Annotated in this window: 16 protein-coding genes and 1 pseudogene; 9 read left to right on the top strand and 8 right to left on the bottom strand. The window is 59.8% G+C overall.

The annotated features are described in order from the left end of the window. Window positions 1-132: 132 nt before the first annotated feature. Window positions 133-1,047 carry a LysR family transcriptional regulator gene (locus JFU48_RS29685; RefSeq protein ID WP_201138477.1) on the bottom strand — a complete coding sequence of 305 codons (915 nt, stop codon included), beginning with the start codon at window positions 1,045-1,047 and terminating at the stop codon, window positions 133-135. Between the two features lie 158 nt (window positions 1,048-1,205). Here JFU48_RS29685 and JFU48_RS29680 point away from each other — a divergent pair, with 158 nt between their 5' ends. From JFU48_RS29680 to JFU48_RS29665, 4 genes are all read left to right on the top strand, one after another. Further along, window positions 1,206-2,492: an MFS transporter gene (locus JFU48_RS29680; protein WP_003222629.1), complete on the top strand. Its 1,287-nt coding sequence runs from the start codon at window positions 1,206-1,208 to the stop codon at window positions 2,490-2,492. A 62-nt stretch (window positions 2,493-2,554) separates the two neighbouring features. Beyond that, entirely contained in the window at window positions 2,555-3,307 is a 753-nt protein-coding gene (locus JFU48_RS29675; protein ID WP_201138476.1) for a 5-oxoprolinase subunit PxpA, read from the top strand. After that, window positions 3,304-4,008 (top strand): 5-oxoprolinase subunit B family protein, encoded by a 705-nt coding sequence (locus tag JFU48_RS29670; protein ID WP_201138475.1) that lies wholly within the window; start codon window positions 3,304-3,306, stop codon window positions 4,006-4,008. Before JFU48_RS29675 ends, JFU48_RS29670 begins: the two co-directional genes overlap by 4 nt. Further along, the gene (locus JFU48_RS29665) at window positions 4,005-4,928 is read left to right on the top strand and encodes a 5-oxoprolinase subunit C family protein (RefSeq protein ID WP_201138474.1); all 924 of its coding nucleotides are present in this window, start codon (window positions 4,005-4,007) and stop codon (window positions 4,926-4,928) included. Before JFU48_RS29670 ends, JFU48_RS29665 begins: the two co-directional genes overlap by 4 nt. A gap of 92 nt (window positions 4,929-5,020) precedes the next feature. Here the strand turns inward: JFU48_RS29665 and JFU48_RS29660 are convergent, their stop codons facing one another. Together JFU48_RS29660 and JFU48_RS29655 are read right to left on the bottom strand one after the other, a co-directional pair. Next, a complete protein-coding gene (locus JFU48_RS29660; protein ID WP_201138473.1) occupies window positions 5,021-6,199 on the bottom strand; it encodes a vWA domain-containing protein in 1,179 nt (392 codons plus the stop codon). A gap of 10 nt (window positions 6,200-6,209) precedes the next feature. Next, window positions 6,210-7,055 (bottom strand): AAA family ATPase, encoded by an 846-nt coding sequence (locus JFU48_RS29655; RefSeq protein WP_003222636.1) that lies wholly within the window; start codon window positions 7,053-7,055, stop codon window positions 6,210-6,212. Between the two features lie 280 nt (window positions 7,056-7,335). On the opposite strand from JFU48_RS29655, the pseudogene JFU48_RS29650 reads away from it, so the two are divergent. After that, window positions 7,336-7,602, top strand: a pseudogene (locus JFU48_RS29650) (DUF2442 domain-containing protein); the annotation flags it as partial. Here the strand turns inward: JFU48_RS29650 and JFU48_RS29645 are convergent. Next, window positions 7,598-8,674, bottom strand: coding sequence for a DUF748 domain-containing protein (locus tag JFU48_RS29645; RefSeq protein ID WP_003222643.1), 1,077 nt, complete (start codon window positions 8,672-8,674; stop codon window positions 7,598-7,600). The pseudogene JFU48_RS29650 and the gene JFU48_RS29645 sit on opposite strands and share 5 nt — an antisense overlap. 127 nt (window positions 8,675-8,801) lie before the next feature. Here JFU48_RS29645 and cysK point away from each other — a divergent pair, with 127 nt between their 5' ends. Continuing rightward, window positions 8,802-9,776: a cysteine synthase A gene (gene cysK / locus JFU48_RS29640; protein WP_003222645.1), complete on the top strand. Its 975-nt coding sequence runs from the start codon at window positions 8,802-8,804 to the stop codon at window positions 9,774-9,776. 184 nt (window positions 9,777-9,960) lie between these two features. Further along, entirely contained in the window at window positions 9,961-10,899 is a 939-nt protein-coding gene (locus JFU48_RS29635; RefSeq protein WP_103521574.1) for an aspartyl/asparaginyl beta-hydroxylase domain-containing protein, read from the top strand. 58 nt (window positions 10,900-10,957) lie between these two features. Here the strand turns inward: JFU48_RS29635 and JFU48_RS29630 are convergent, their stop codons facing one another. Both JFU48_RS29630 and JFU48_RS29625 read right to left on the bottom strand, forming a co-directional pair. Continuing rightward, window positions 10,958-11,116 (bottom strand): hypothetical protein, encoded by a 159-nt coding sequence (locus JFU48_RS29630; RefSeq protein WP_003222649.1) that lies wholly within the window; start codon window positions 11,114-11,116, stop codon window positions 10,958-10,960. 35 nt (window positions 11,117-11,151) lie between these two features. Beyond that, the gene (locus JFU48_RS29625) at window positions 11,152-11,679 is read right to left on the bottom strand and encodes a hypothetical protein (protein ID WP_103521575.1); all 528 of its coding nucleotides are present in this window, start codon (window positions 11,677-11,679) and stop codon (window positions 11,152-11,154) included. A 449-nt stretch (window positions 11,680-12,128) separates the two neighbouring features. On the opposite strand from JFU48_RS29625, the gene JFU48_RS29620 reads away from it, so the two are divergent. Continuing rightward, window positions 12,129-12,992 (top strand): DMT family transporter, encoded by an 864-nt coding sequence (locus tag JFU48_RS29620; RefSeq protein WP_201138472.1) that lies wholly within the window; start codon window positions 12,129-12,131, stop codon window positions 12,990-12,992. A 135-nt stretch (window positions 12,993-13,127) separates the two neighbouring features. Here JFU48_RS29620 and JFU48_RS29615 read toward each other — a convergent pair whose 3' ends face one another. Next, a complete protein-coding gene (locus JFU48_RS29615) occupies window positions 13,128-14,036 on the bottom strand; it encodes a DMT family transporter (protein WP_103484433.1) in 909 nt (302 codons plus the stop codon). A gap of 86 nt (window positions 14,037-14,122) precedes the next feature. Then, on the bottom strand, window positions 14,123-15,748 hold the full coding sequence (locus JFU48_RS29610; RefSeq protein ID WP_201138471.1) for a methyl-accepting chemotaxis protein: 1,626 nt from the start codon (window positions 15,746-15,748) through the stop codon (window positions 14,123-14,125). 400 nt (window positions 15,749-16,148) lie between these two features. Between JFU48_RS29610 and aceK the strand changes: the two genes are divergently transcribed. Then, complete coding sequence (aceK, locus tag JFU48_RS29605; protein WP_201138470.1) at window positions 16,149-17,870, top strand: bifunctional isocitrate dehydrogenase kinase/phosphatase; 1,722 nt, start codon at window positions 16,149-16,151, stop codon at window positions 17,868-17,870. Window positions 17,871-18,063: the final 193 nt, after the last annotated feature.

The raw sequence follows: 18,063 nt of genomic DNA, 5'->3' as shown, positions 1-18,063 counted from the left end.
CGAGGGAGCTTGCTCCCGCCCGGCTGCGCAGCAGTCGTAAACCTATGAGCTCAATTGTCCTGGATGATTAGGGTGTCTGGTTTTGGGCCTGCTTCGCAGTCCAGCGGGAGCAAGCTCCCTCGCCACAGGGTGTCAGGCACTCAAGACGATGTAGTTTTCACCAACCTTGCGCGCATACCCCTCCAGCACCTGCTGACACAACGTCACCATCTCCTCGACCCACTCCACGCCCACCCGCCACGACACCACCACTTGCAGATTCGGTGGTCGCTGGTCGATGTCGAGCAATGTCAGTTCACCCCGCGCCAGTTCCTCGGCCACCAGCACCGGTGGCAGTACGCCGATGCCAAATCCATCACGCAGCAGCCGGGTAATCGCCGACACCGAGTTCACGCAGTTCAGCCGCGGCGCCAACACACCGTTGGTCTGCATCAATGCCAGCAGATCCTGATGCGGTCGGGAGTTTTTCGAGTAGGTGATGAGCCGTTCCTGCGCCAGTTCGCCGAGGTCGGCGTACTCGCGGTTGTAGATCGAATTGCTCGCAACGATCCAGCCCAGCGGATGGCTGGCCAGCTCCAGACTGCGCACGCTTTCGTGACGTACCAGATCGGTTTGCAGAACGATGTCGAGAAAGCCTTTTTGCAGCTGATCGCAGAGGTTCAGCGAGGTATCCGCCACCAGCTCGATTTCCACTCGTGGATACAGATCGGTCATCTGCGCCACCAACGGGCTGAGCCAGGTGTGGATCACCGTGTCCATCACGCCGATGCGCACCCGGCCGACCTTGCTCGAGCGGGTCTCGATCGATTGCTTCAGGGCTGACATCGTATCGAGCATCTGCTCGGCATAATCCAGCACCTTCAGGCCTTCGGGCGTCAGGCTGACGCCGCGTGAATCACGCAGAAACAGCTTCACCCCCAGTTCGCCTTCGAGCACCGCGATGCGGCTGGAAATCGACGCCTGGGTGGTGAACAGCTTGTCGGCGGTCAGGCGAAAACTCTTCAGCCGGGCGACCCAGACAAAGGTCTCGAGAAACTTCAGGTTCATGGCAACGGCTCGGGTGACAAATTTTTCTTATGCCTAAGGCGGGTTTTTATTCGTTGGACGCAGCAGGGCCGGGCGACGAAAAATCGGCGCATCCGGTTCCCACGATAGGCGTCGTCGGAACTTCGAACAAGACCAATAAAAGCCTGCGGAGACTTGCCATGCGTGCGCCCGACACCCTCGACCTCCCCAAGAGCACGGCCCGCCCCGGACCGTTCGACTGGTATCGCAACATCAATCAGCAAGAGCGTCGCACCTTCTGGAGCTGCAAGATCGGCTATGGCCTGGATGGCATGGACACGCAAATGCTCAGCTTCGTGGTGCCGACCCTGATCGCCATGTGGGGCATCACTACCGGGCAGGCCGGGCTGATTCACACCAGCACCCTGATCGCCTCGGCCATTGGCGGCTGGGTCGCGGGGATTCTCTCCGACCGGATCGGCCGCGTGCGCACCCTGCAACTGACGGTGCTGTGGTTCGCCTTCTTCACGTTCCTCTGCGGTTTCGCGCAGAACTACGAACAGTTGCTGATCGCCCGGACCCTGATGGGCTTCGGTTTCGGCGGCGAATGGACCGCCGGCGCTGTGCTGATCGGTGAAGTGATCCGCGCCAAGGATCGCGGCAAAGCGGTGGGCATGGTGCAATCCGGTTGGGCGCTGGGGTGGGGGCTGACGGCGATTCTGTATGCGCTGCTGTTCTCGGTGTTGCCGCCGGAAGATGCCTGGCGTGCGCTGTTCATCCTCGGCATCGTCCCGGCAATTTTCGTGATCTTCGTGCGGCGACTGGTAAAAGACCCGGAGATCTATCGCGAAGCCAAGGCTGCGCAAACTCCGCAAAACCCGGCGAAGTTCTACGAGATCTTTGCCCCGGGCATGCTGTTCACCACGTTCCGTGCGTCGCTGCTGACCACCGGCGCACTCGGCGGTTATTACGCGATCACCTCGTGGCTGCCGACTTTTCTCAAGAACGAACGCGGCTTGAGTGTGCTCGGCACTGGCGGGTATCTGGCCATGGTGATTGTCGGGTCCTACGTCGGCTATGTGATCAGCGCTTATTTGACTGATCTGCTCGGGCGTAAAAAGAATTTCATCCTGTTCGCGGTCGGCTCGTTCACCATTGTTCTGCTGTACACGCAAATGCCAGTGAGCAACGGGGTGATGCTGTGGCTGGGATTTCCGCTGGGCTTCTTCGCCTCGGGGATTTTCAGCGGCATGGGCGCGTTTCTCACCGAGCTGTTTCCGACGCGGATTCGCGGTTCGGGGCAGGGCTTCTGCTACAACATCGGCCGGGCGCTGGCGGCTTTGTTTCCGCTGCTGATCGGCCTGCTCAGCCAGACAGTGCCGTTGAGCGTAGGTATCGGTGCGTTCGCGGCGGTGTCGTACGGCGTGGTGATTCTCGCAGCGTTGAGCCTGCCGGAAACCCGTGGCAAGCAACTGGATGCGCAGTAACTGATAACCTGCTGAGCAAGCGTCCTACAGACAAAAAGACAAGAAGCTACAGGAGTTTCACCGTGAGCCGCCTGCTATTGAATTGTGATATCGGCGAGAGTTTCGGCAGCTGGACCATGGGTCTGGACGCCGAGGTCATGCCCTACATCGACTGCGCCAACGTGGCCTGCGGCTTCCATGCCGGTGACCCGAGCATCATGCGCAAGACTGTCAGCCTGGCCCTGAGTCACGGTGTGCAGATCGGCGCGCACCCGGCCTATCAGGATCTGGTCGGTTTCGGCCGGCGTTCCATGGCCTATTCCGCGCAAGAGCTGCACGACATTCTGCATTACCAGATCGGCGCGCTCGACGGCATTTGCCGCGCGCAGGGCGGGCGGGTCAGCTACGTCAAACCCCACGGCGCGATGTACAACGACATGATGGCCAACCCGGCGCAATTGCGTGCAGTGATTCAGGCCGTGGCCGCCTATGATCGCAGCCTGCCGCTGATGCTGATGGCCACCCGCGATAACGCGGCGGCGCAGCAGCTCGGTGACGAATACGGCGTGACCCTGTGGTTCGAAGCCTTCGCCGACCGCGCCTACGACAGCGCAGGTCGACTGGTTTCGCGGCAACTGCCGGGCGCGGTGCATCACGAGCCAGAAAAAATCATCGAACAGGCCCTGACCATCGCCCGTGGCGGTGAACTCGTCGCCAGCGACGGCAGCGCATTGCAGTTGCAGGCCAACACCTTGTGCGTGCATGGCGACAACGCCAGTTCCGTGGCTGCCGTGCAGCGCATTCGCGAGGCCCTGAATCAGCAGAGCGCGCCATGAACCCACGGATTGAAGTGGTGGCCGTGGATTGCCTGATGCTGCGCCTGTTCGATGAAATCGCCGAAGCCAACATGCCGTGGATGCTCGCTGCCAGCGAGCGCCTGCGCACGGTATTTGGCGCGCTATTGATTGATCTGGTGCCGTCCTACACCACGCTGATGGTGCATTACGACCTGACGGTACTGAATCCGAATCAGGCCCGTGAATTGATCGCTGAAGCGTTGATCGATCTGTCGCCGAACGCTCGAACCAGCGGCCAGTGCCATGTGTTGCCGGTCTGGTACGACCTGAGTGTCGGCCCCGAACTGAGCCTGCTGGCGCAGCGCAGCGGGTTGGCGGTGGAGGAGGTGATTCGGCGGCACAGCGCTCGCGAATATCAGGTGTTCGCCCTTGGCTTCGCACCGGGATTCGCCTTCATGGGGCTGGTGGAAGAAATCCTCGCGGCGCCACGCCTGGACACCCCACGCAAGAAAGTCGCGGCCGGCAGCGTCGGTATCGCCGAGCGGCAGACGGCGGCTTATCCGGTGGTGTCCCCCGGCGGCTGGAACCTGATCGGCCGCACTCCGGCGAAACTGTTCGACCGCCTTCGCGACGGCTACAGCCTGATGCAACCCGGCGACACCGTGCGTTTCGAAGCGGTGAGCCACGCCGAGTTCATCAACCTGGGCGGCGATGACACGCCACTGGAGGCGCTGGCATGAGCCGACTGACGATTGAGGCCAGCACGCCGCTTTGTTTGTTGCAGGACGCCGGGCGTTTTGGCGTGCGCCATTTGGGCGTGACCCAGGGCGGCGCCGCGGACGGGTGTTCGATGAGCTGGGCCAACTGGTTGCTGGGTAACGCACTGGATCTGCCGGTGCTGGAAATCACCCTCGGCGGGTTTGCCGTGCGGGCGCAGGAAGACTGCTTGCTGGCGTTGGCCGGGGCGGATCTCGGCGCGCAGATTGACGGGCAGGCGCTGGCGCCGTGGCGCAGTTTCAAGCTCAGCAAAGGGCAAATCTTGAAGTTCAGCCAACCGCTGCTCGGCGCCCGGGCGTATCTGGCGGCGCCCGGCGGTTTCGACGCGCCGCAGGTGCTGGGCAGCAGTGCCACGGTGGTGCGCGAAGAGCTCGGTGGTCTGGATGGCATGGGTTTGCCGTTGGCCAAGGGCGCGACACTGAGTTATCGCGGTGCGGTTCTTCAGGTGCGTGAAGTGCCGCTGGCACATCGACCTGATCTGCGCCTCAATGCGCCGCTGGATCTGGTGCTCGGCGCACAGATTGGCCAGTTCAGCGGGCAGAGTCTGTTTGATGTGTTCAACAGTCCGTGGACGCTCGACAGTCGCGCCGACCGCATGGGCATTCGCTTGTTGGGCAAGGCGTTGCAGTATCAGGGCCGGCCGATGATTTCCGAGGGCATTCCGCTGGGCGCGGTGCAGGTGCCGCCGGATGGGCAGCCGATTGTCTTGCTCAATGATCGGCAGACGATTGGTGGCTATCCACGTTTGGGAGCGCTGACGCCGTTGGCGCTGGCGCGATTGGCGCAGTGTCTGCCGGGGGCGCAGGTGCGGTTGAGGCCGGTGGTGCAGGAAGTGGCGCACCGGGAGCATGTCGAGTATTTGCGGCGCTTTCGAAATAGCTGAGAGCTTCGCGAGCAAGCCCGCTCCCCCAGGGGAATGCATTCCAAATGTGGGAGCGGGCTTGCTCGCGAAGGGGCCATCACGGCTAACGAAGATTATTTCGACAGAAACCGCATCCCTTCCTCAAGCCCGCGCAGGGTCAGTGGATACATCTGATCCTCGATCAAATCGCGCACGATATTGGTCGACGAGGTATAGCCCCAGGTGTCCTTCGGATACGGGTTGATCCAGATGAGCTTCTTGTACTTTTCCATGAAGCGCTGCATCCACACATAGCCGGGCTCTTCGTTCCAGTGCTCGACGCTGCCGCCGGCCTGGGTGATTTCGTAGGGCGCCATGGCGGCGTCACCGATGAAGATCACTTTGTAGTCGGCGCCGTACTTGTGCAGCAGATCCTGCGTCGAGAAACGCTCGGACGTGCGGCGCATGTTGTTCTTCCACACCGACTCATAAATGAAGTTGTGGAAGTAGAAGTACTCCAGATGCTTGAACTCGGTCTTGCAGGCCGAGAACAGTTCCTCGCAGATTTTCACGTGTGCATCCATCGAGCCGCCGATGTCGAACAGCAGCAACAGCTTTACCGTGTTGCGCCGCTCGGGGCGCATCTGGATATTCAGCAGGCCGGCGTCCTTGGCGGTGTGGTCGATGGTGCCGTCGATATCCAGCTCCTCCGCCGCCCCCTGACGGGCGAACTTGCGCAAGCGACGCAGGGCGACCTTGATGTTGCGCGTGCCCAGCTCCACCGAATCGTCGAGGTTCTTGTACTCGCGCTGATCCCAGACCTTGACCGCTTTGCCCTGACGCTTGCCGGCGTCGCCGACGCGGATGCCTTCCGGGTTGAAGCCGCCGGAACCGAATGGGCTGGTGCCGCCGGTGCCGATCCATTTGTTGCCGCCGGCGTGACGTTCCTTCTGTTCTTCCAGACGTTTCTTGAACTCTTCGATCAGCTTGTCCAGGCCGCCGAGGGACTGGATCGCCGCGCGTTCCTCATCAGTCAGCGAACGCTCGAATTCCTTGCGCAGCCAGTCTGCGGGAATCAGCGCCTGCAAGTGATCGTCAAGCTTTTCCAGACCATTGAAGTAGGCGCCGAACGCACGGTCGAATTTGTCGAAATGCCGTTCGTCCTTGACCAGAATCGCCCGCGACAAGTAGTAGAACTCGTCCATGTCGGCGAAGGTCACGCGCTGTTTCAGCGCGTTGATCAGGTCGAGCAGCTCGCGCACCGACACCGGCACCTTGGCTGCACGCATTTCATTGAACAGGTTGAGCAGCATGACGATGCCCTTATCGAGAGCCGCGACGGCTCATGAATGCCAGGCGCTCAAGCAACTGCACGTCCTGTTCGTTCTTCACCAGGGCGCCGGCGAGTGGCGGAATGGCCTTGGTCGGATCGCGCTCGCGCAGCACCGCTTCGCCGATGTTGTCGGCCATCAGCAGCTTCAGCCAGTCCACCAGTTCGGAAGTCGACGGCTTCTTCTTCAGCCCCGGCACCTTGCGCACGTCGAAGAACACGTCCAGCGCTTCGCTGACCAGATCCTTCTTGATGTCCGGGTAGTGCACATCGACGATTTTCTGCAGGGTGCTGCGGTCCGGGAAGGCGATGTAATGGAAGAAGCAGCGGCGCAGGAAGGCGTCCGGCAGCTCTTTCTCGTTGTTCGAGGTAATGATGATGATCGGGCGCTTCTTGGCCTTGATGGTCTCGTCGATTTCGTAAACGTAGAACTCCATCTTGTCGAGTTCTTGCAGCAGGTCATTGGGAAACTCGATGTCGGCCTTGTCGATTTCGTCGATCAGCAGGATCACCCGCTCTTCGGACTCGAAAGCCTCCCAGAGCTTGCCCTTCTTCAGGTAGTTGCGCACGTCGTGGACTTTTTCGTTGCCCAATTGCGAATCGCGCAGACGGCTGACCGCATCGTACTCGTACAGGCCCTGATGGGCCTTGGTGGTGGATTTGATGTGCCAGGTGATCAGCTTGGCGCCGAACGATTCGGCCAGTTGCTCGGCGAGCATGGTCTTGCCGGTGCCCGGCTCGCCCTTGACCAGCAGCGGCCGCTCCAGGGTGATGGCGGCGTTGACCGCCAGCTTCAGGTCATCGGTGGCGACGTAGGCCTGGGTGCCTTCGAACTTCATCTGCTAATCCTCGAACGGTAACGCCGACCTGCACGGGCAGGGCGGGGGCGAAAAAATCGGATGCTCCGACTATAACGCGCAGCCCGGTCGACTGTGAACGCAGACGGCTTATTCAGTCTCTGAATGGAGCGTCACATGTTGACTCAGTTTCGGCTGATAGCCAGCATTCAGGGCTTGCTGATTTAGCGATAGCCTCCAGGATGCCCACTAAATCTGTGGCGAGGGAGCTCGCTCCCGCTGGGTTGCGAAGCAGCCCATCATCTGATGAAGGACTTGCATGATGTTACCGATGAAACGCCCCCGCCTGTCGGCGGTTCGTGTCTGGTCTGATTTTTGTCTGGAACTGACCTTTATCGATGATCAGCGATGGGTGGTCGATTTGAGTCAAGATCTTCAAGACGGTCCAGGACTCCAGCCATTGCTGGACCCTGAGATATTCGCCTCTGTAATCCTGGGCGATCACGGCTGGAGTGTGGAATGGCCGGAACCGGATATTCAGATCGGCGCAGATACACTCTATTTGGAAATGCTGGCGCAGCGCTCTAGCCCGCATCCGGCTTAGGCCGCTCATACCGCGCATTGAAAGCCTGAATGAAGCCATTGCGCAAAATCTGCAAAAACGCTTCGAACGCGCTGATGTTTTGCTGGTGCACGTTGCCACTGAGTTCGACCTTGGTTGCGAACTGGTTTTTCGCCTGGTTCTTCAACACGGTTTCCGTGCCGCCGACGATGGCCTCCCAGACTGAGCGGAAGATGCTCTTGTCCTTGTTTTCCACGTCCTGCTGCCAGTTGAACACTTCGACGTCGCGCAGCAGCGGCTTGATGTAGCCAGTGACCTGGGCTTTTTTCGCCTGGGCTTCGATGACCACGTCGCCATGGCCGGCATTGAAGTCGAACTTGCCGTAGGCCGAGGCGAAGTCGTTCAAGCGCTTGAGTTCGATGTCGCGGGCGCGCAGGCGGAACTGAAAGTCCTCGAAGTTGCTCAGCGGATCGAAAGTCGCCGTGGTTTCCAGTGGTGCCTGGCCGAGCAGTTTGGCCTTGCCTTCGAAACGCGCGTCGCGCTTGCCCTGTTTATCGACCACGTTGGTCAGATTGTAGATGCTCGCTTCGACATTGCTGGCGTTCATGTTGACCGGCGGTTTGGAATTGAAATTGCGGAAACTGATCTTGCCGTCGTGGATCTGCACTTCGTCGAGGGTGATCGGCAGCAGCTTGCCCAGTTGTGCCCGCCAGTCAGTGCCTTTACCGGTTTGTGAATTCTGTTTGTTGGGGCCGCCATCGACGAAGTTGATCTCGGGATTGAAGAATTGCACCTGCGCTACCACGGCATGGTCGTACCACAGCGAGTGCCAACTGACCGCCAGATCGATCACGGGCGCGTTGACGAACGGCACCGGTACCTTGCCGTCGACCTTGACGATTTTCAGGCCGTTGATCCGGTAGGCGCCACGCCACAGGGCCAGATCGACGTCGGTGACCTGGCCACGGTAATCGCCCATGTCGGCCAGTTTGTCGTTCAAGTAATCGCGCACCACGTAGGGCAGGGCGATGTGCAGGACGATCAGCAGCACAACGACGACGGCAAAAATCCCTAATGGCCAGCTGTAGCGACGCTTCATGGCAACAATTCCCGAACGATGTAAGCGATTGACTGTAGCGCGGCGCAGACGTTCGACCCGACTGGACTGTGCCCGGCAACAGGCATACCTTGAAAGGCTGAATTCAACGCTGCATAAGGACCCAGCCATGAGCCGTATTTTCGCTGACAACGCCCATTCCATCGGCAATACGCCGCTGGTGCAGATCAACCGCATCGCGCCGCGCGGCGTGACCATCCTGGCCAAGATCGAGGGGCGCAACCCCGGCTATTCGGTCAAGTGCCGGATCGGCGCGAACATGATCTGGGACGCCGAAAGCAACGGCAAACTCAAGCCGGGCATGACCATTGTCGAGCCGACATCGGGCAATACCGGCATCGGTCTGGCCTTCGTTGCCGCCGCCCGTGGTTACAAATTGATGCTGACCATGCCGGCCTCGATGAGCATCGAGCGGCGCAAGGTGCTCAAGGCACTTGGCGCAGAACTGGTCCTCACTGAACCGGCCAAGGGCATGAAAGGCGCGATCGAGAAGGCTGCCGAAATCGTTGCCAGCGACACTGGCAAATACTTCATGCCATCGCAGTTCGATAACCCGGCCAACCCGGCGATCCATGAAAAAACCACCGGCCCGGAAATCTGGAACGACACCGACGGCGCCGTTGATGTGCTGGTGGCCGGGGTCGGGACCGGCGGAACCATCACTGGCGTTTCGCGGTATATCAAGAATACCCAGGGCAAACCGATTCTGTCGGTGGCGGTGGAGCCGGTGTCTTCGCCGGTGATCAGCCAGGCACTGGCGGGCCAGGAGATCAAACCGAGCCCGCACAAGATTCAGGGGATTGGCGCCGGTTTCGTGCCGAAGAACCTTGACCTGTCGATGGTCGACCGGGTGGAGCAGGTCACCGACGAAGAATCCAAGGCCATGGCACTGCGCCTGATGCAGGAAGAGGGGATTTTGTGCGGTATCTCTTGCGGCGCGGCCATGGCCGTAGCAGTGCGTCTGGCGGAGACCCCGGAAATGCAGGGCAAGACTATCGTAGTGATTCTGCCGGACTCCGGTGAGCGTTATCTGTCGAGCATGCTGTTCAGCGATCTGTTCACGGAACAGGAGAATCAGCAGTAATCGAATTGATGCAGATCAGTCGGGATTCAGGAACCTTATGCTAATAAATGCTTTGTTGCGCAATTCTTAACACTGAATCTTTGGTTCGGCGGGTGTTGCCCCACGCCGGTAGTGTTTATCATTGCCGGCTGCCATGCCTGATGAAGGGCCATGCGCAGCGTTGTCTTTATTCAAGGAGTCGTTGATGACCTTTTCGTTAGCCGCCAAGGTGTTGGTGTTGCTGCTGTTTGTGGGCAGCATCCTCTATGTGCATTTGCGCGGCAAGGCGCGTCTGCCGGTACTGCGTCAGTTCGTCAATCACTCGGCGCTGTTCGCTCCGTACAACGCCTTGATGTACCTGTTCTCCGGCGTTCCGTCCAAGCCCTATCTGGATCGCAGCAAGTTCCCGGAACTTGACGTGCTGCGCGATAACTGGGAAACCATTCGCGACGAGGCCATGCACCTGTTCGACGAGGGCTATATCCGCGCTGCCGAGAAGAACAATGACGCCGGTTTCGGCTCGTTCTTCAAGAAGGGCTGGAAGCGTTTCTACCTCAAGTGGTACGACAAACCGCTGCCGTCAGCCGAAACCCTGTGCCCGAAAACCGTGGCGCTGGTCAGTGCGATCCCTAACGTCAAAGGCGCGATGTTCGCGCTGTTGCCGGGTGGCAGCCACCTGAACCCGCACCGCGATCCGTTTGCCGGTTCACTGCGCTATCACCTGGGCCTGTCGACGCCAAACTCCGACGACTGCCGGATCTTCGTTGACGGTCAGGTCTACGCCTGGCGCGACGGTGAAGACGTGATGTTCGACGAGACCTACGTGCACTGGGTCAAGAACGAAACCGATCAGACCCGCGTCATCCTGTTCTGTGACGTCGAACGACCACTGAGCAACCGCCTGATGACTCGCATCAACCGCGCCATCAGCGCCTGGCTGGGGCGTGCCACCGCCCCGCAGAACCTTGATGACGAACGTGTCGGTGGGATCAACCAGGCTTACGCCTGGAGCAAGAACTTCAGCGACCGGTTCAGCGGTGTGGTCAAACAGTGGAAGCGCCGCAATCCCAAGGCCTACCGCGTCCTGCGCCCGGTGCTGGCGGTGGTGGTGTTGACGTTGCTGGGGTATTGGCTGTTTGGTTGAAGCCGGATGTTGAAATGAAAAAACCGCTCCTTGTGAGCGGTTTTTTATTATCTGTGAGTCAGCGGCGCCCGGCGAGAACGTTGGGTTCGTCTTCAATGCCTGCAATCAGTAGCTGCAGAAAGCGCTGCTGATTGGCTGATAGCCCGGATGACACAATCTTTTCTTCTGTTTTGATTGATCTTTTCTTAGCGGGGGATTTCTTGACTGATTTGCGCATGCTCCCTCCCTCATTGATCATTACTTGAGCTGTTTTCACGATACTTTACTCTCCACTGCGAGGACAAGACGACCTTCCAAATCAAATTTGAAGCCGAGCTTTGTATAAACAGGAATTGCTCCCTGCATCGGCTCCTGGACTTCAATGAACTTGCTGCCGATTATTTGGGCGAACTCATCGATGACCATCATTGCCAAGGTTCCGATACGATTTTTCAGCGGGTGAGAATCTCCGGGTCGCCCTTCCAATCGTACGATTCGAATACGTTGGCGGCTTTTGTTCGGATTGACGAAACACAGTCCGCAGAGCTGTTCTTCGAACCAGATTGCGATATCCAGCGACAGGGGTTCTCGTGATTTCCATGCGGCAACCTCTCGCCAGCAAAAAAGTGGATTCTCCCAGAGCTCGAACGCGCTCAGTGCTATGGCGTCGATGGGTTCGAAGCGTACTTTCGACAAGTCTTGCCGCGCTGGTAGCTGTAATAGAGCTTTGGCGATGCTTGCCTGTTTCCTGGCCTGCGACCTGTGCAACTGATACCGCAAATTCGTCCGTTCCCTTGGCATGTGATTTCGAGCATTCCCTGTCTCCCCATCAATGGGCCTATCCGTTGCTCATCAGCCTATGCGCCAGCCTTCGACCTGTCCCTGCTGGCCCTTTGTCCAAATCGTTGCAATCCATGTCCCACGCTGGTTATAGTCGGCGCTCGTGAATCAGCTGATTCACTCTCCAAACCCTTCAAAAAAGATCAGCCCAATGCCTGCATCCCTCATCAACGCGGTAGTCGATTCAGCGGTCAACGCTGGCGTCGTGCCGTGCGGGAATCAGCAGCCAGGGCAGATCAGTCATTACCCTCCACCTGTCAGTAGCACGCCGGTGTGCGCAGTCGTATCACCGCCGGGCGTTGGCGTTTCGGGCTGATCGGCAATCTTTGCTGACCCCTGCGCCCGCCAGAACAACTACTGAATTTCAGCTTCGGCTGAGTTGGCTATTGGCCTGACTACAGGTGGTATTCATGTTTGTCCTTTCGAAAAAATCCGCGCTTGCGGCGACGTCCACGAGCCTGTTCGTTCTGCTGTGGAGCAGCGGGGCGATCTTCTCCAAATGGGGGCTGGCCCACGCTTCGCCCTTTGCCTTTCTGCTGATTCGCTTTGTGATCGCCCTGTGTGGGTTGCTGCTGTTGGCGCCGCTGCTCAAGTTGAAGCTGCCCAAGGGCGGTCGGCCGATGCTGTTTGCGCTGGCTACGGGCGTGGTGTTGTTGGGGGCGTATCAGATTTTCTATCTGCTGGCGCTCAACACCAAAGTCACGCCGGGGGTGATGGCGACCCTCATGGGCGTACAGCCGATCCTCACCGTGGTGTTGATGGAGCGCCAGCGCTCGGCGAGCCGGATGTTCGGTCTGGCGCTGGGGCTGGCCGGGTTGATCATGGTGGTTTATCAGGGGATCGGGCTGGCGGGGATGTCCTGGGCAGGGATGCTGTTCGGTCTGCTGGCGCTGGCGAGCATGACCCTCGGCTCGATCATGCAGAAACGCATCACCGACAATCCCCTCGGTACGCTGCCGGTGCAGTACCTGGCCGGGCTGTTGTTGTGCGGGATCTTTGTGCCGTTTCAGCCGTTCCACTTTGAACACAACGCAGGCTTCATCGTGCCGGTGTTGTGGATGGGGCTGGTGGTGTCGGTGCTGGCGACGCTGTTGCTGTATCGCCTGATCGCCCGCGGCAATCTGGTGAATGTCACCAGTCTGTTCTATCTGGTGCCAGCGGTGACGGCGGTGATGGACTTCCTGATTTTCGGTAATCGTCTGGCGGCGTTGAGTGTGCTGGGGATGCTGTTGATCATTGTCGGGCTGGCGTTTGTATTCCGTAAAACTGCTTGAAAACCTTCAGGCCAACCCGGGCATTTTCAGTGTCTGGGCCGGCCTCTTCGCGAGCAAGCCCGCTCCCACCATTGGAATGCATTCCTCCTGTGGGAGCGGGCTTGCTCGCGAAGACTGACTTGTTAACGCCGCAAATCAGCGGACGGTTACGGCAGCGGGCTTCACCACCGCAGGCTTCAACACCAACCACAACGCCAGCGCAATCAACACCCCGCCATAAACATGCGCCATCGACAATGGCTCATCCAGCAACAGCGCCCCCCACAACACACCGAACGGCGGGATCATGAAGGTCACGGTCATCGACTTCACCGGGCCGATCGAACTCATCAGGCGGAAATAAATGATGTAGGCGAACGCGGTGCAACCCAGGCCCAGGCCCAGCAGCGACAGCCAGACACTCCAGCCACCCCAGCTCGCCGGGGGCTGCGTGATCACGCTGTAGCCGAACAACGGCAACAGGAACAACGTCGCGCCGAGCATGCTGCCCACGGCCGAAAGCCGGCTGTCGAGGCCACCGGCATGATCCAGCCAGCGTCGCGTCAGGAACCCGGCAAAGCCGTAGCAGGTGGTGGCGAGCAGGCAGGCGAGGGCGCCCATCAGCAGTTGCAGATCGAACGCCACGGGACCGGCGCGGGTCAATACGCCGACGCCGAACAGGCCGAGGAATACGCCGCCAAATTTGGCCGCGGTGAGCTTTTCACTGAAAAACAACGCGCCAATCAACACACCCATCAATGGCGTGGTGGCGTTGAAGATGGCCGAGTAACCGGCCGGCAACACTTGGGCCGCGACCGAGTACAGCGTCGCCGGAATCCCCGAGTTGATCACCCCCAGCAGCATCACCGTTTTCAGCTTGCCCTTGAAATCCCAACTGATGCGCATCAGGCCGAGAATCACCAGCAGCCCTACAGCCGCAATCGACACGCGAAAGAACGCGGTGGGAATGGTGCCGATCACCGGGGCGATGATGCGCATGAACAGAAAGCTCGCACCCCAGATCGCTGCCAGCGACAACAAACGAAAGATATCGACAGGGCTCACGGTGGGTACTCCTTCCTTGATGGGGACGAGAGTGTTGCCGAGCGCCCCGACGATGGCAACCGCTAATCGGGCATTTAATTTCGCACTCAGAGCACGAAACGCGTCACCAGACCATTGAGGTCGATCGCCAGCCGTGACAGTTCCTGACTGGCGGCAGAGGTCTGGGTGGCGCCGGCGGCGGTCTGGGTCGAGAGGTCACGGATGGTCACCAGATTCTGATCAACCTCACGCGCCACCAGCGCCTGTTGTTCGGCGGCACTGGCGATTACCAGGTTGCGCTGGTTGATCTGCGAAATCGACGCGGTGATTTTCTCCAGTGCCTGACCGGCACTGTTGGCCCGGCGCAACGTGTGGCTGGCCTGCTCGGCACTGCTTTGCAGCGCACCGACGGTAGCACCGGTGCCTTGTTGGATACTGCTGATCATCAACTCGATTTCTTCGGTGGAGTTCTGCGTGCGTTGTGCCAGCGAGCGCACTTCATCGGCGACCACCGCAAAGCCGCGTCCGGCTTCACCGGCGCGCGCCGCTTCGATGGCAGCGTTGAGCGCCAGCAGGTTGGTCTGCCCGGCGATGCCGCGAATCACCTCCAGCACCTTGCTGATGTCCTGGGCCTGCGTGGCCAGGCCTTCGGCTTGCTCGGAGGCGCCGAGTACTGCGCCAACCAGTTCCTGAATCGAGCTGATGGTCTCGCTGACCTGCACATGTCCGTGCTTGCTGTCCTCGTTCGAGGCTTCGGACGCCTCGGCACTGGACACCGCGTTGGCGGCGACTTCATCCACTGCCGTACTCATTTCCGTGACGGCCGTGGCGGCCTGCTCGATCTGGTCGTTTTGCTGTTGCAGGCCACGGGTGCTCTGTTCCATCACCGAACTCATTTCCTCGGCGGCGGAGGCCAGTTGTTGCGCCGATTCGCTGATGCCCCGGATGGTCGAGCGCAGATTGCCTTGCATCTCGGCGAGGGCCGTGAGCAACTGCGCCGTCTCATCGCGACCGTTGTCGGCGATCTGGCCGCTGAGATCGCCGGCGGCAATTTTTTGCGCGACGTTCAGCGCCTGATTGATCGGTGTAGTGATGCTGCGGGTCAGCAGCCAGGCGAGCAGCAGGGTGGCGATCAGGGCGACAACGATGATCGTCGCGACAATCCACACCGCTCGCTGGTACATCGCAGCCGCGGCCCGGGCGGCGGCTTCGGCGCCCTGCTGGTTAAGGCTGATCATCTGCTCCAGAGTCTTGTCGAGCACTTTGCCCTGCGGGGCCAGATCATTGTTCAGGCGGTTGTAGGCCTGTTCGTTTTGCCCAGCGTCAATCTGGCTGATGATCTGGTCGAGAATGCTCAGGTACCGGGTGATGTCGGCGTTCAAACCGTCGAGCATCACGCGTTCCTGATCGCTGGCGAGTAAGGCTTCATGGCTTTTGAGGCGCTTGAGCAATTCTTCGCGCTGCACCTGGATCAGACCTTTGCTGCGCTCACGCACGGCCGGTTGGGTGCTGGTGATCAGGCGCAGAGATTCGAGGCGGATGCTGGCGATATTCGCTGCGGCGTCATGAATGCTTTCGATACTCGGCATCCACGATTCTTCGATGACCGCGGCGCTTTCACGCAGGGTTTTCATTTGACCCAGGCCGAACAGGCCAACGATCACCAGCAGACCGGCCAGCACGGCAAAACTCAAACCAGCGCGCAAACCGATGCGCAGATTGCGGATAGACATCAAAGTGCTCCTTGATCTATGGGGGAGAGGTCGTCCTCGTGGGCCGAGGATCTTGTTGTGGGGCGGGTGCTGGCGGGCTGTATATCAAAGTGCCACTATTTTGGTAAGACCAATCGGTACGCTCTCCTGCCCCGCAATTGCCAACAGGGGCAAAGCCGCAAGCCAGAGGCCTGACCTGGTGATTGGATCCGAAAGCCAGAGAATTCGCGGTCTGGCGCGGGAATGCCGAGCAGACCGAACGAGTGATTAATTGACCGAACGGTCATCTGAAAAAACTTTGATAAAAACTGTGTCGCTGTACAACGCTGACGCGCATTTGGCAGAAATTGCACTTCTCCTGCGCGTGCATCCGTGGCTAAGCTCAGGCACAGATTTCCACATGCACGCAGAGGTCTCATCTATGCCGCAGCAATGGCCAGCCGCCGACATCGCCCGCATGATCCTCGATGGCTTTGACGATTACCGCGAGCATTTCCGGCGGATTACCGACGGCGCCCGCGAGCGCTTCGAGCAGGCACGCTGGCAGGAGGCGCAGACCGCGTCGGCGGCGCGGATCAACCTCTACGAAGAAAAGGTCGGTGAAACCATCGCCCGCCTGCGCGAGCATTTCGACGATGAGACGCTGATGAATGTCAGCAGTTGGCCGCTGGTGAAAAGCGCCTACATCAGCCTTATCGACCTACGCTTCGACGATGAGCTGTCCGAGACCTGGTACAACTCGATCTTCTGCGGGCTGTTCAGCCACGACCTGATCAGCGACGGCTGCATGTTCATCCACACCACCCGGCCGAGCCTGCGCCGCGCCCGCGCTGCGCAAACCCGCACCTACAAGCCGCAAGGGCAGCTGTCGTCGATGCTCGCCAGCATTTTTGCCGACTATCGCTTCAGCGAGGATTACGCCGATCTGCCCGGCGACCTGCAGCGCCTCGAAGCACAGTTGCGCGAGAACCTGCCGGACTGGGTGTGCAAGGATCCGGAGCTGAGCGTCGAACTGTTCTCCTCGGTGCTGTACCGCAACAAGGGCGCGTACCTGGTCGGGCGCATCTACACCCGTGACGAGCAGTGGCCGTTGGTGATTCCGCTGCTGCACCGTGAGGGTCGCGGGATTCAGATCGATGCGCTGATCACCGACGAAGCCGATGTGTCGATCATCTTCTCCTTCACCCGCTCGTATTTCATGGTCGATGTGCCGGTGCCGGCGGAGTTCATCGGCTTCCTGCGGCGCATTCTGCCGGGCAAGCACATCGCCGAGCTGTACACCTCGATCGGTTTCTACAAGCACGGCAAATCCGAGTTCTACCGGGCGCTGATCAATCATCTGGCCAACACCGACGACCAGTTCATCATGGCCCCCGGCGTGCGCGGGATGGTCATGAGCGTGTTTACCCTGCCGGGCTTCAACACCGTGTTCAAGATCATCAAGGACCGTTTCTCGCCGTCGAAAAACGTCGACCGGGCGACGGTGATCGAGAAGTACCGACTGGTGAAAAGCGTCGACCGGGTCGGGCGCATGGCCGATACCCAGGAGTTCGCCGACTTCCGTTTCCCGCTGAGCAAGTTCGATCCGGCCTGCCTGGAAGAATTGCTCGAGGTCGCGCCGTCGACGGTCTCGGTCGAAGGCGATACGGTGCTGATTCGCCACTGCTGGACCGAGCGTCGCATGACCCCGCTCAACCTTTATCTGGACAACGCCAACGAAGCCCAGGTGCGCGAAGCGCTGGAGGATTACGGCCTGGCGATCAAGCAACTGGCGGCGGCCAACATCTTCCCCGGCGACATGCTGCTGAAGAACTTCGGCGTCACTCGTCACGGCCGGGTGGTGTTCTACGACTACGACGAAATCTGCTTTCTGACTGAAGCCAACTTCCGCCACATCCCCGCGCCGCGCACCCCCGAAGACGAAATGGCCTCGGAACCGTGGTACTCGATCGGGCCGCTGGATGTGTTCCCGGAAGAGTTTCCGCCGTTCTTGTTCGCCGATGCCGCGCAGCGCAAACTGTTCGATAAGTTGCATGGCGAGTTGTATAACGCTGATTACTGGAAGGGATTGCAGGAGGCGATTCGGGCGGGGAAAGTCATCGATGTGTTTCCTTATCGGCGTAAAGGCCTCGATAACGAATAACTCCCAAGTGAACACAGTGTGGTGAGGGGATTTATCTTGTGGCGAGGGGATTTATCCCCGATGGGGTGCGAAGCACCCCCCCAAAAACCATTCAACTCAGACGCTTCAGATTGACTTTCATATCCGGTCGGCGGCTGCTGCGCAGCCGATCGGGGATAAATCCCCTCGCCACAAGAGCACCTCGCAGTCGTGT

The sequence above is a fragment of the Pseudomonas sp. TH49 genome (assembly GCF_016650625.1).
GTDB classification, from domain to species: Bacteria; Pseudomonadota; Gammaproteobacteria; order Pseudomonadales; family Pseudomonadaceae; genus Aquipseudomonas; species Aquipseudomonas fluorescens_H.
Note: the sequence above shows the minus strand (reverse complement) of the source record. Positions and strands in the feature narration are given on the sequence as shown.